This is a genomic window from Leifsonia sp. Y862, assembly GCF_057669585.1.
In genome coordinates this window covers 2,041,522-2,053,590 of the sequence record NZ_JBYHFR010000001.1, presented here as the reverse complement: position 1 = coordinate 2,053,590, position 12,069 = coordinate 2,041,522, and the positions used below count along the sequence as shown (strand labels likewise).

The following is a 12,069-nucleotide window of genomic DNA, read 5'->3' as shown; positions in this document are numbered from 1 at the left end:
CAACGGACATGGCAGGTGAAGCGATGAAGAAAGTGCTGGTGCAGACCGTCGCATTCACGTTGGGGGGTCTCCAGACGAACTCGGTCGATCTCGCGGCCGCCGTGCGCGAGTTCGGCTACGAGTCGGTGCTTGTCGCACCCAGGGACACGGTGGTGGCCGGGCCGTCGTTGCTCGACCTCGCCGAGGAGCGAGGCGTGCGGCTGGAGCCGTACGACAGGCCGAGGTCGATCCTGCACGGAGCGAGGGACCTCGCGCGGCTCGCTGCCGTGCACCAGGCCGACATCGTGCACGCATACAGCGGATGGTCGTGGCGGCCTGCCTTCTGGGGGCCGTGTTTGCTCGGCCGGCGCCCGCTGGTGATGACGAACTACGAGATGTACGTCATGGAGGGCTACCGAGCCGCGAACCTGATTGTCGGCACCGGCTATCTGCGAGACGAGATGCTCCGGCGCCACCACCGCGTCGACCTGATCAGCCCGCCCGTCGACGTGGACAGGGACGATGCGCGGGTGGTCAGCGGCACCGCGTTCGCCCGGTCGCTGGGTCTTGACGACTCCGCTGTGCGCCTCGTCATCGTCAGCCGCCTCGACGAAGACATGAAGGCCACGAGCATCGAAACGTCGATGCGTGCCGTCGAACGGCTAGCGGATGCCGCGGTTGACCTCGTGGTTGTCGGTACCGGGAACGCCGAGGAGAGACTTCGAGGGATCGGGAATGCGATCAATGCCAGCCTGGGCAGGATCGCCATCATCTTCGCCGGGCCGCTGTCCGATCCGCGTGAGGCGTACGCAGCGGCAGATGTTGTGCTCGGCATGGGCAGCTCAGCCGCCAGGGGACTGGCGTTCGCCAAGCCCCTGATCGTCATCGGCGAGCACGGTCGCAGCCAGCGTTTCACGCCGGCCTCTGCACATGAGCTGTTCCGAATGAGTTTCTGGAGCCCCGAGAGTCCGGAGGATCCGGCGGGCGACCTCGCCGCCGAAATTCGCACACTGCTCGCGCATCGGACGGAGTGGGGCGAGCTCGGCGATTTCGGCAGGGCATTCGCAGAGGAGAACTTCGGCCTCCGCGCGATGGCCCGGAAATTGGCGGCGGTATACGACGATGCCGCGGCCAACTACGGGTTTCGACAGTGGTGGTCTGAGCGTGATCTGGAACTTGCCGCGGCGGCCAGGCATCTCCCTGGCCGCCGTCACCGCCAGGCCGCGCCGCGCGGGAACTGGGAGAGGCCGGGCGCCGAGCTGGCAACGCTGGCCGCCAAGCTGCCGGACGAGCGCGCCCACATGCATCCGCTAGCCGTTGGAGAGGGACAGAAATGAGATCGAAGCCAAGCGTGAGCGAGATGGTTCGTCGCGTGCAACGCGAAGGTATCGACGACGTGATGAAACGGATCGTGCGTCGACTGTGGGTCAAATACGACGCGGGAACGCTCGATTTCCCGCTCCGACAGGAGGACGTTGCCGATTCCACCCGACTGCGCCCTGCGCCGGTCCAGTCGGCAGCGCGCAATCCTGACTCCCCGGTGATCGGCATCGTGTGTACCCCGCCAAGCGCAGGCTCCGGCGGGCATACGACGTTGTTCCGGATGGTCGAGGGGCTGGAGTCCAGCGGTTATCGATGCGTGTTGTTCCTGTACGACAGGCACGGCGGTGACCTTGACCGCCACACGGCGGTGCTCAGGGAGCAATGGCCACAGGTCGCTGCGGAGATCAGGAGCGCCGGAGACGGCATCAACGGCATCGACGCGTGTATTGCGAGTTCGTGGGAGACCGCCCACGTCATCGTGTCCCGGCTGGACGCCATGGTGCCTCGGCTGTATTTCGTGCAGGATTTCGAACCGTATTTCTACCCGAGGGGGTCGCTCTTCGCGCTGGCAGAGGATTCATATCGATTCGGGTTCACAACGATCGCGCTGGGGGAAATGGTCGCCGGCGAGCTCGAACATATGGGGGTGGCCTGCACTGTTGCGCCGTTCGGGTGCGACACCGACACCTATTCGCTGACGAACACGGGCACGCGCTCTGGAGTGGTGTTCTATGCCAAACCAGGGGCGGATCGGCGGGGGTTCCAGTTGGCGAAGCTGGGGCTCGAGGAGTTCCATCAGCGGCATCCAGAGCAACCCATTCACGTGTACGGGGGTGTCGTTGATGACTGGACAGTGCCGACAATTGACCACGGCCGTCTCTCCCCGGCACAACTCAACGAGCTCTACAACCAGTCGATCGCCGGGATTGCGATGTCATTCACGAATATTTCCCTGGTTGCCGAAGAGCTGCTCGCTGCGGGAGCGATTCCCGTCGTCAACGATTCACCCATGGCAAGGGCCGACCTCGACAGTGCAGGCGTCGAATGGGCGGCGCCGACACCCGGTGGTATTGCGGATGCCCTCAGCCGGATCGTCGAGGCGAGAGACCAGCCAGGGCGCTCGCAGCAGGCAGCGCTCTCAGTGCGGAGAGGATGGGGACCGGCGCAGGCAATTGTCATCGATGCTGTCGCCGCAACGGTGGCCAGTGAGTCAGACCCGGTGGGTGCCGCGATCTGACGCCTGCTCAACTCGCGCGCAAACCGTGCTTGACGGTGCGACCAACCCATCTGCTAACGTGAGCAATTGTCATGTCAATCACTGATGAGGAGACAATTATGGTCGTAGGGCGAACGACGCAGGCTGATCCAACTACCGGATCGCGGCGATCCCTCACCGTACGACTCATTGCACTCGCCGGGTTGGTCGCCGGCCTGGTGCTGGTGCCATCGTTCTCCGGGCAGGCAGCTACTGTCACGAGTATCCTCGGGTCCGCGACGCCGGGCACCATCACCGACCCAGACCGGCAATCGGTTGAACTCGGTGTTCAATTCAGCAGCAGCACCGATGGCACCGTCACCGGCATCCGCTTCTACAAGGGGGCCAAGAACACGGGCACACACACCGGGTCGTTGTGGAGCAGCACTGGCAAGCGGCTTTCGAAGGTGTCCTTCACCCGCGAGTCGGCATCAGGCTGGCAGACCGCGACGTTTGCGCGGCCGGTGACGATTGAGAAGGGGAAGACGTATGTGGCGTCGTACCTGGCGCCAAAAGGCCGGTACTCGGCCGACGTCGGCTATTTCTCCGCACCCGTCACGCGCGGGTCGCTGACCGTTCCGAAGGGCGGCGGCGTCTATCGATACGGCAATGGCGATTTCCCGAACCAGACCTATCGCAATAGCAACTACTACGTCGATGTGATCTTCCAGTCGATGGCCCCGATCACACCGTTGCCGTCGACAGCACCGAAGCCGACAACGACGCCCGTTCCATCGGCGACGCCGACGCCGCCAGCGGTACCCACCTCGAGCCCCTCGCCGACAGCGACGCCCGCCCCCTCTGCAACTCCGAAGCCGACTCCGTCGCCGACACCGGCCCCCGATTCGTCGACGAGCGTGCTGAACCTCCCCAGGGTTCCGTGGGAGGGCGGCCCGGCCTATTGGAAGAAGTTCGCCAAGACCGACGCTGCCGGGTGGGACGACCCCAGCTTCTTCCCGATCGTGTCCTGGTACGGAAACTTCAGTAGCGATGAAGAAGTGGCGTACGACAAGTCACTCGGAATCAACACATACAGCGGCATGTGGGAGGGCACCCCTTACCGCCTGTTCGCAGACAACGGAGTCTTCTGGGTTGGCGAGGGACTGAACAGTTCATTCACCGACAGCAGCGCGAACTGGGTGGGGAACTTCCTGGACGATGAGGTTGACGGCCGATACTCCGTCGCGGAAGGGCATGCCTACCTCCAGGGAATTGTCGACAAGCTCGGCGACGACGGGCGGTTCAAGTACGCGAACTACACACAGATGGTCGTCAGTGACGACATGAACCAGGCCGCAGCGCAGAAGTACGTCAACGCATTCACCGACGTCGTGTCGCTCGATATGTATTGGTACACGGTTCCATACTGCGACTGGACGCCGTACCGCGACACCTACCTGACGTCGGTCTCCCAGTCCAACTGCCGTACGGCATCCAGCTACGGGAAGATGATGAACTCTCTTCGCCAGCAGGATGCCGCGGACGGCTCGCTGCAGCCGCTCTGGCAATGGGTGGAGAACTTCAGCGGCAGTCCGGGAAGTGACGCCCCCGCCGTCTCGATCACGCCTGGCCAGCTGAAGGGCGCCGTAATGAGTTCGATCATCAACGAGGCGCGCGGCATCGCCTACTTCAATCAGAGCCTGACCGGCTCCTGCCAGAGCGGAAACGTTTTCCGGCAGAGCCAGGTCACCGCGAACTTCTGTGGCGGCAAGCAAGTCGCCGCCGTGAAAGAGGTGAACGCCGTGATCCACAACCTCGCCAGCGTCATTAACACCCAGTCGTACGAGTACTCATTCGGCGCAGGTCTCGACACGATGCTCAAGGCCAAGGATGGATCGGCGTACATCTTCGCCATGGTTGACGGCTCAACGAAGCCCGGCAGCCGCACTCTCCAGCTGCCAGCCGGAGTCTCCGGCAGGTCCGTTGAGGTTGTGGGCGAGAACAGGACACTCGCAGTCGACGGGTCTGGACGCTTCACCGACTCATTTGGCGAGGAGTACAGCTACCACATCTATCGGGTGGCGCTCGGCTGACGCAGCACGGTCTCTCGGGGCTGCCGCACGGTAAACAGCCGCCGGGCAGCCCCGCACAGGCCGAGCGTCAGGAAGACCATGCCTGCCGCCATCGGAAACGCGAAGCCGTCAAAGAACGCCAGGAGCACGCCTCCAGCGACAGTGGATGCGATGAGCGCCTGGCACAACTGGCGGTCAAGGGTGTCGATCGCAGCGGTGCGGGCACGACCTGCGCTGAAAAGCGCGGCAGCCAGCAGCACCAGAAATGCGAGTAACCCCAGCACGCCAAGCTCAATCGCGAGCAGCAGGTACTGATTGTCGAAGATGTGATACCGGGGCAACAGGGTACCGAACCCCTTGCCGATAAGGGGAAAACGACTGAGCAGTTCGGCCGCCGAGTCGTAACTGCTTGTGCGCGAGAGGGCGCTCGGATCTCCGGAGATTCCCGTGAACAAGCCTTTGAGCGTTCCGAGCAGCCCGGGCACAAGCGCCCCGACCATCACGATGATCGCCGTGCCAATGCCTCCGACGAGCAAGCGGATTCTGGGGGACCAGGACGGAACAAGGACGATTGCCCCTGCGACGAGCCCGATCATGGCAGAGCGGGACACAGACAGGATCGAGGCAACGGCAATCGCCCCGACGGGAAACCATCGCACAATTCGCGACCGGGTAACGTCTTCCATCGCCAGGGTGAGCGCGATGGGGAATGCGATGCACAGCACCATCCCGTACTCAAGCGGATGGGTTGCGGTCGCCGACGCCCTGGGGAAGCCGCCCCGCGTGTCGAGGCCGGCTAATCCGGAGAAATCAGAACCCATGCCAGGGATCGAGATCCAGTTGATCAATGATTCGCCCGTCGCGAACTGCAGCACTCCGAGGGTGCCAAGCAGTCCGCCGGCGAGTGCGATCCGGCGCAGCAGCTTTCGAAAGCCGGTGACATCCTCAATGCCGTCGTTGGCGACGAGCAGAATCCCTGCCCAGGCCACCAACCGCAGCAATCCGTTGTCTGCCGGACTGAGCTCATCGGAGGGGAGCCCGCGCAGCATCGCCCACGCATAGCTGATCGCCGCAAGGCCGAGGAAGCAGAACAGCGCCGTGCGCACGATCTGCGGGGCGCCACTCGACGGGGCATGGCGTTGGATCTGGTGCCAGCACCACCAGAGGGTGGCGGCGAGTGCCCACAGCCCTGCTGGTCGGCCCGCCGAGCCGAGAGCGGTGATCGTGAGACTCGATGGCACTGCGCATAACAGCACCAGGTAGACGCTGAGCACGGTGACGCCGTCGATCCCCGTGCTGCCCGTCGGCGCGGACGAGCGACCGAATCGGAGGTCTATCGGGGAGATCGTCATTGTCATGAGCGGTCAGCGTCAGCCGCGCGTGGGTGTCGGCGTGTGTGATTCGGTGGCGTTCCGGCGCGCGATGTTGGCGAGGGCGAGTTCTTCGTCGTCGTAGCTCGGGAAGGGAGCGGATGCCGCACGAGCGGCACTCGCGTCGACGGGTACTGCAGTCGATGCCGGCTTGCTGCGGCGACGTCGACGGGCGAGGATCATGCCGTCGATGAACCCGGTGAGCAACAGGGTCATGGCGAAACCACCGATTCCGATGAGGCCGATGGCCTGGATGCGGTCTTTCTGGCTCACGGTGCTCTCGGTGTCGGCGGTGAGCGGGAGTGACGTGACCTTGGCTTCTGACGCGACGCCGGTGCTTGTTTGGAGCGTGTCGAGGGTCGTCGGGAGCACATCCAGCACCTCGGTGAACACCTCAGCGACCTGGGCTTCGTCTGGGCCGCTGGCGAATACGACGATGATCGGGCCGCTGGTCGATGTGTCGCGATTGATGGCAACGCGCACTGTCGGGTCATCGCCAACGATGGGCGTGAGTACCTCGCTGGCGGTCATCGCGCGCACGAGCACGTCGCTCGCCGGCCCGAGACCGCCGAGATAGAGGTACGGGTTACCACCCTCTGGGATGCTCGTCGCCCCGGGGATGAGGAGAATGCTGCCTGTGCGTTGGTACGTCGGTGACGTGTGCGAATAGGCGTATCCGCTGAGTGCCGCCGTGGCGAGCAGGCCGACGATGACGATGTACCAGCGGCGTCGCAGGCTGTGCAGGAGCGTCTTCAGGTTCATGGCGCACGAACTTTCTCTGGAAGGGGCTGAGCGGACGTGAAAGCGGGTGCGGATGCGGCTGAGGAGGAGGCCGATGCCGTGTGGCCGGCGGATTCCCGTCGGCGGGCGCGGCCCTCGAGCGCAACGGAGGCAGCGGCTGCTGCGCCGACCGCGACTGCGAACAGCGCAAGCAGCGCCCGCGCCTGGGTACTTCTCGAATTGCCGACGTAGCTGACGACGGTGACGACAGGGACCCGGTCTGTGACGATCATCTGCTCGGCGCTGACACCGGAGTCGACCTGCCTGCTGCGGGTGAGCGCGTCAACGCGGTCCTGTAACGACGTCATGGTTGCACTCACCCATTCGGCGCTCGGCCCGGCGACTTTGACGGAGAGGGCAGGCGTCGCGAAGCTGTCAGCCCACTGCCCACCGCTGTTCGGCAGCACGACCTGGTACCCCTGTGCGATACCGGCGCCGAACAACGACGCATGTTCAGCCAGTCGGTCCGATTGCTCGCCATCGTGGAACTCGCGCTCGATGGCCGCAGCGAAGTTCACCAGAGTGTCGCGATAGCCTTCGTTGAATTTACCCACGGCATCCGTCCCCGGAGCGATGAACACCACCTGTGCCTCCGCGACGTAGGCGCCGCCCGACTTGGCCATGAACACGAACGCGAATCCGGCGATGAGCAGCGCGCCCGCGAGCACGTACCAGCGCCTGGCAAGAATTCGTAGCAGTGCGCCCGTTGTCATTTCGGCGCTCCGACGAGCCTGAGCTTGATGCGATCGAGCCCCTGTTTGCCGACGACGGTGAGGGCGAGCCATTTGGCGGCTGCCCGCACCGTTTCTTTGGTGGTCCTGGCCGGCCCAGACACCACCCGATCACGCAGGAGATCGCGGGTACGCGGCTCCGGCAGGTCGGTCGGCAGGGTGGGGAAGCGGCCGGTGTATGCGGCGGGGGCGACCAGCTTGCCGCGGGTGCGGTTGCTCACGTTGCTGCCGTGGACCACCTGGAGCCAGCCGGGTTCCCCGGCAACCTCGATGACGGGCATCGACTTCCCAAGCAGGTTGTGCCAGTCAGACCAGCAGGTCTTGGGCTCGGTCCACGGCTCACGTACAGAGCAGAACGCATTGTGCGGGTCGCGACGCAGATACAGCCCTGATGGACTGGCGATCACGCCGTTCTCCAGGTAGACGGCCGCGCGCTTGTGCACGGTACTGACAGCCTGGACGCGTTCGACGAAGTCCCTGGCCAGCCCGTCGTCGTTGTCGAGATTGGTCGTGATGAGGGTGGTGCGGCGCACGCCGATGGTGGCCTCGATGTCGACGAGGAGTTCGTCGTGGCTGACGCTGCTCCTATATACCGGGGTGAAGACGCCCTGGGAGGCGTAGCGTTCCATCCGGTCAACCAGCCAGCGGGGGCTTGCCGGATCAAAATAGATGATCCAGGAGAAATTGTGCTCCGTCTGGGCGAGAACCGACGGCACACAGTAGCGATCGAAGAGTTCAACCCGCGCGGTCAGCCAGCCATCCTTGGCCCTGATGACGCTCTCAGCTCCGGGCGACGGCAGGTTGAACCGGGTGAGCAGCACGTGGTCGATGTCGGTGGAATTCATTCGTGCCGACCTCCGACTGTGTGCTCAAGGCGTCGCAGTTGCGGGGCTCCCCAACGTCTCGTTGCTTCCATGCCGGCGCTGACCGTACCGAGCGCACCTGAGTTGAACCTGTCGGGGTGCATGCCGAAGGCACTCGGTCGCACCGATCCGGTGCGGAGGGCCCTGAGTACGTCTTCCGGCTCGGCCTGCTGCGACACCCGCACCTTCATGGCGAGCGGAAAGAGCTGGCGCGGTCCGTGATAGTCCAGCGAGACATAGGGAGTCATTCCGAGGAGCGCCGACGTCTCCAGCGCCCACTCGTTGGGCCTGATCCCGTCATATTTGCGGCTCCAGACCTCGATCCCGCCGAGGAACGGGATCCAGGCCTTGTCGAAGCGTCGCCAGGCATCGCGTCTGGCCGGGTGGGCGAAGACGGCGACGCCGCCGGCTGCGTGGGCGGCGGGCAGCAGTTCGTCGAGCTTCGGGCTGCGGCCGAAGAACGGGACGCCGCCGTACACCGGCATGTGCACAACGTGATCCGGATCCTGATACTCGATTCCAGGCACCAGGAGGAAGTTCGTCGCCTGTGTGACCCTGGCGCACTCGGCTTGCAGCAGGTACCAGCTCTGCTCTGTCATGGTGCGGTCGTGGTCGGAGATCAGCGCTCCGTGGTAGCCAACGCGGCGCAGGGTCTTCACGAGGGCGGGGAGTGCCGCCGACGAGTCGTCTGACCAGGCAGAGTGGATGTGCGAGGCGATCCGTATCGTCTTCATGCCGCACCTCGCCTGCTGCGCGCGGCGGCCAGGTCTGCCAGCGTCCGCCACGTATCGGCGGCGAGCACGCGCGGCTGCCGGGGATCCCAGTTGTAGAGCCGGTCGCCGCGCCGAATTGTCAGCAGGCTGCGCACGGTGGTGCCAGTCCGAGGCCAGGACGAGGGCGCCGTCGTCTGCGGCCCGCGGAGAACAAAGCCCAGATGGCCGATCTCCCGGCCAAGGTGCCTCGCGACGATGTGCGGCGGCGTGGTCGGGGGCAGCGGATGCTGGGGGAGTCCGAGCGCGGCCTGAACGGCCCATGCCGGGTACTCGAAGCCACGCCGTCGCGCAAGGGCGAGGCTTCCCCACGCTCGGCCGTTGAGCTCCATGAACCAGGCGGTGCCGTCCGCATCCCTCAGGAATTCCGCCATGAAAAGTCCCCGCCACGACACAGTGGTGAGGAGCGCGGTAACCCGTTCGCGAAGGTCGTCGTCGACCTCAATGGACTCGCACGCCGATGACGCAGAGCCGTGCGGGTTCAGCATCCGCACTCGCCGGTGGGCGCTCCAGTCCTGGGGCCCGTTCTCTCCGGCGAATCCGAAGATGCCTTCGCCTGCGCCAGACACCAACTGTTGCACCAGCACGGTGCCGCGTCGCATCGCGGCCTGCGCGACGGTGAGTTCGTATGGGGTTGCACAGATTTTGCCCTGGGGCCGAACCAATGCGTTGCCAGCTGGGCGCACGGCATCCGCTGGTTTCACGATGACTGGCCAACGGTCAACGCGCACATCGGCCACGTCGGCGAATATCTCGGTGGCGGGCACGCTGATACCAACGCGAAGCGCCGCTTCGACCTGGGCTGCCTTGTCGAGGGCGAAGGCCGACCCGCTGACATCGGGTCCTGCGAGGGCGACAGCGCCCCGTTCGACCCGGTTGCACAGCCACAAGGACGCGTCATCCAGCGGGAGAAGCGCATCGGGTGCCAGTCTTGTGATGGCCTGCGCGAGGTCGGCGAGTGCGCCCTGCAGGTCATGTTCGGGGGAGCGGATGTCGACGACCGTCGCTCCCCGCACAGCCCGCGCACCCGACTTGGTGCCGGCCCTGCTGAACACCACGACGCGCATTCCGGCGCGCTGCAGCGACCAGATCGCCTCGATCGCCGCGAAGGCCTCCGCGAATCCCACGAGCACCGTCGGCCCCGAAACGGATGTCAGCGCCATCGTTTCACCGCCTGCCTGACGCTACGCAATGCGCGGCCCCCGAACAGTGAGTCCGGGTTGTCGAGTAGCTCCGTGATCGACGCGGCGGTATCAGAGTAGATGGGCGTGTACCGGGTTTGCAGCCAGGCAGATTGCCTCGAGCTGCCCTCGTCCACCGTGTACACCCGGGTGAATGCGCGGGCTTTCAGTTCGGCCAGCACGCGTCGGTCGTAGTGACCACGCGGGCAGGCCGCCAACCGGACCGGCGCCCCCGTGATGGCTTCGAGCAGCCGTGATGACTCGCCGAGTTCATGCTCGAATTCGTGGGCGAGGCTGAGCTCGCGCCAGGAACGATGGGTCATTCCGTGCGTTCCGATGCTCATTCCGCTGGCGTAGAGGTCTGCGATCTGCGCTGTGCTCAGCGAGCCGGCGTCATCAACCCGGTTGGCGATGACGAAGAACTCTGCCTGCAGGCCTCGCAGGAGAAGGGCAGGGAGGGCAAGGGTGTGGTCTGACTCATTCGCATCGTCGAACGTCAGGCCGACCTGCCGCGGATGCGCGGCCACGACGTCCAGGATGTCGTCGAATTGTCCCGCAGAGATCCAGAAGCGTTCCTCCCCTGGCTCAAGCCGACGATCGGGGGAGCCGATGCCGTGAAAGCAGAGGGTGAGCGGTCGGTTGGAACTCGCCGTCGACATGGTGGCGCTCATGCGGGCACCTCCACCGATCCGGTACCGACGTCGGCGGGGGCGGGGGCGGGGGTGGCGGCGCTGACGCCATACCCGGCGGCAGTTGGGGAAGTGGCCGCGGAGGGCAGCTGCGCCCATGACGACCTGGAGCACACAATCCGCGCTGCGAAACGATGGCGGGGGTCTCGTGCCCTGAGCGTGTGGTGCAGGGCGACCACTCCCCTGAACGTAGTGGTGGCGAGTGGTCCGTGGTGTGCGTCGAAATAGCGGACCTTGTTGACGGCCATCAGTGCGAGCAGTTCTTTCGGCTGGCCTGATCCGCCACCGATGTGGGTGGCCGATGCGGTGGGCACGAAGCGCACCAGGTATCCGGCGTCGCGTGCCCGGCGTGCGTAGTCGGTCTCTTCCGAATAGAGGAAGTAGGTCTGCGCGTCCCACTCGCCGATGCGAGCGTTGCACTCAGCCGAGATGAGGAGGGCGGCGCCCCCGGCCCAGGCGATGTCATGCGGAGTGCGGTAATCCTCCTCGCGCCGCAGGGTGTCGCTCAACCAGCGCGGCCTGGTCGGCCACCGGGCGCCGATCAGTGCGTCACCGAGGGAACCGAGGATCGAGGTCTCCCGACGAAGGTGCGGGTACACCGAACCGTCCGGTTCGCGCAGCAGCGGCGCCGCGATACCGACACGGGGATCGTCGAGCGCTCGCAGCAGTTCGGTGAGGGCACCGGGGGCAAGCGAGAGGTCGGGGTTCAGGATGGCCAGGGTGTCTGTGGCACCGAGGCGCGTCCTGGCGATGTTGATCGCGCCTGAGTAGCCCAGGTTGGCGCCGGATTCGATGACGGTGACCTTGGTCAGTGCGCGCGCCACCGCAACGGTGTCATCCGTCGACGCGTTGTCGATGACCAGGATGCGGGGATCGATACCGGGGTCGGCGGCTCGGATGGAGTCGACAAGGCGCGAGATGTGCTCGGCGTTGTTGAACGTCACGATCGCGACGACGATGCGACGCACTGGTGGGTGGAGCGGCGAGGCCGTCATCTGAGCGCCTGACGCTCGTCACGGGTCGACGAAAGAAGATACACATATTTGTACACGGAGACATTCCCTGAGGTTTCGGGTTCAACAGGTCATAATTCGTAAGTGGCGCGAAGAGCTGGAT

11 protein-coding genes are annotated in these 12,069 nt (G+C 65.1%); 3 read left to right on the top strand and 8 right to left on the bottom strand.

The window, feature by feature from the left end:
• The first annotated feature begins 23 nt into the window (after positions 1-23).
• The 3 genes from AC25Z0_RS09745 (at position 24) to AC25Z0_RS09735 (ending at position 4,590) form a co-directional block, all read left to right on the top strand.
• A complete protein-coding gene (locus tag AC25Z0_RS09745) occupies positions 24-1,316 on the top strand; it encodes a glycosyltransferase family 4 protein (RefSeq protein WP_488133033.1) in 1,293 nt (430 codons plus the stop codon).
• Positions 1,313-2,539, top strand: coding sequence for a rhamnosyltransferase WsaF family glycosyltransferase (locus AC25Z0_RS09740; RefSeq protein ID WP_488120398.1), 1,227 nt, complete (start codon positions 1,313-1,315; stop codon positions 2,537-2,539). Before AC25Z0_RS09745 ends, AC25Z0_RS09740 begins: the two co-directional genes overlap by 4 nt.
• 71 nt (positions 2,540-2,610) lie before the next feature.
• Positions 2,611-4,590 carry a DUF4082 domain-containing protein gene (locus AC25Z0_RS09735; protein ID WP_488133032.1) on the top strand — a complete coding sequence of 660 codons (1,980 nt, stop codon included), beginning with the start codon at positions 2,611-2,613 and terminating at the stop codon, positions 4,588-4,590.
• Here the strand turns inward: AC25Z0_RS09735 and AC25Z0_RS09730 are convergent.
• The 8 genes from AC25Z0_RS09730 to AC25Z0_RS09695 are packed head-to-tail and all read right to left on the bottom strand — an operon-like array spanning position 4,569 to position 11,948.
• Positions 4,569-5,921 carry an O-antigen ligase family protein gene (locus tag AC25Z0_RS09730; RefSeq protein ID WP_488133031.1) on the bottom strand — a complete coding sequence of 451 codons (1,353 nt, stop codon included), beginning with the start codon at positions 5,919-5,921 and terminating at the stop codon, positions 4,569-4,571. The genes AC25Z0_RS09735 and AC25Z0_RS09730 overlap by 22 nt on opposite strands.
• A gap of 18 nt (positions 5,922-5,939) precedes the next feature.
• Positions 5,940-6,701: a hypothetical protein gene (locus AC25Z0_RS09725; protein ID WP_488133030.1), complete on the bottom strand. Its 762-nt coding sequence runs from the start codon at positions 6,699-6,701 to the stop codon at positions 5,940-5,942.
• Positions 6,698-7,432 carry a hypothetical protein gene (locus AC25Z0_RS09720; protein WP_488120402.1) on the bottom strand — a complete coding sequence of 245 codons (735 nt, stop codon included), beginning with the start codon at positions 7,430-7,432 and terminating at the stop codon, positions 6,698-6,700. The genes AC25Z0_RS09725 and AC25Z0_RS09720 overlap by 4 nt, the downstream gene beginning before the upstream one ends.
• Complete coding sequence (locus AC25Z0_RS09715; RefSeq protein WP_488133029.1) at positions 7,429-8,295, bottom strand: glycosyltransferase; 867 nt, start codon at positions 8,293-8,295, stop codon at positions 7,429-7,431. The genes AC25Z0_RS09720 and AC25Z0_RS09715 overlap by 4 nt, the downstream gene beginning before the upstream one ends.
• On the bottom strand, positions 8,292-9,047 hold the full coding sequence (locus AC25Z0_RS09710; protein ID WP_488120404.1) for a PHP domain-containing protein: 756 nt from the start codon (positions 9,045-9,047) through the stop codon (positions 8,292-8,294). The genes AC25Z0_RS09715 and AC25Z0_RS09710 overlap by 4 nt, the downstream gene beginning before the upstream one ends.
• A complete protein-coding gene (locus AC25Z0_RS09705) occupies positions 9,044-10,246 on the bottom strand; it encodes a hypothetical protein (RefSeq protein ID WP_488133028.1) in 1,203 nt (400 codons plus the stop codon). Before AC25Z0_RS09705 ends, AC25Z0_RS09710 begins: the two co-directional genes overlap by 4 nt.
• On the bottom strand, positions 10,237-10,935 hold the full coding sequence (locus AC25Z0_RS09700) for a polysaccharide deacetylase family protein (protein WP_488133027.1): 699 nt from the start codon (positions 10,933-10,935) through the stop codon (positions 10,237-10,239). Before AC25Z0_RS09700 ends, AC25Z0_RS09705 begins: the two co-directional genes overlap by 10 nt.
• Positions 10,932-11,948, bottom strand: coding sequence for a glycosyltransferase family 2 protein (locus AC25Z0_RS09695; RefSeq protein WP_488133026.1), 1,017 nt, complete (start codon positions 11,946-11,948; stop codon positions 10,932-10,934). The genes AC25Z0_RS09700 and AC25Z0_RS09695 overlap by 4 nt, the downstream gene beginning before the upstream one ends.
• Positions 11,949-12,069: the final 121 nt, after the last annotated feature.

What these genes read in the sequence shown, in the direction of transcription:
- AC25Z0_RS09700 (WP_488133027.1), bottom strand. Translation starts at nt 10,935, where the DNA reads ATGAGCGCCACCATGTCGACGGCGAGTTCCAACCGACCGCTCACCCTC.
- AC25Z0_RS09730 (WP_488133031.1), bottom strand. Translation starts at nt 5,921, where the DNA reads ATGACGATCTCCCCGATAGACCTCCGATTCGGTCGCTCGTCCGCGCCG.
- AC25Z0_RS09740 (WP_488120398.1), top strand. Translation starts at nt 1,313, where the DNA reads ATGAGATCGAAGCCAAGCGTGAGCGAGATGGTTCGTCGCGTGCAACGC.
- AC25Z0_RS09710 (WP_488120404.1), bottom strand. Translation starts at nt 9,047, where the DNA reads ATGAAGACGATACGGATCGCCTCGCACATCCACTCTGCCTGGTCAGAC.
- AC25Z0_RS09735 (WP_488133032.1), top strand. Translation starts at nt 2,611, where the DNA reads ATGTCAATCACTGATGAGGAGACAATTATGGTCGTAGGGCGAACGACG.
- AC25Z0_RS09705 (WP_488133028.1), bottom strand. Translation starts at nt 10,246, where the DNA reads ATGGCGCTGACATCCGTTTCGGGGCCGACGGTGCTCGTGGGATTCGCG.
- AC25Z0_RS09720 (WP_488120402.1), bottom strand. Translation starts at nt 7,432, where the DNA reads ATGACAACGGGCGCACTGCTACGAATTCTTGCCAGGCGCTGGTACGTG.
- AC25Z0_RS09745 (WP_488133033.1), top strand. Translation starts at nt 24, where the DNA reads ATGAAGAAAGTGCTGGTGCAGACCGTCGCATTCACGTTGGGGGGTCTC.
- AC25Z0_RS09715 (WP_488133029.1), bottom strand. Translation starts at nt 8,295, where the DNA reads ATGAATTCCACCGACATCGACCACGTGCTGCTCACCCGGTTCAACCTG.
- AC25Z0_RS09695 (WP_488133026.1), bottom strand. Translation starts at nt 11,948, where the DNA reads ATGACGGCCTCGCCGCTCCACCCACCAGTGCGTCGCATCGTCGTCGCG.
- AC25Z0_RS09725 (WP_488133030.1), bottom strand. Translation starts at nt 6,701, where the DNA reads ATGAACCTGAAGACGCTCCTGCACAGCCTGCGACGCCGCTGGTACATC.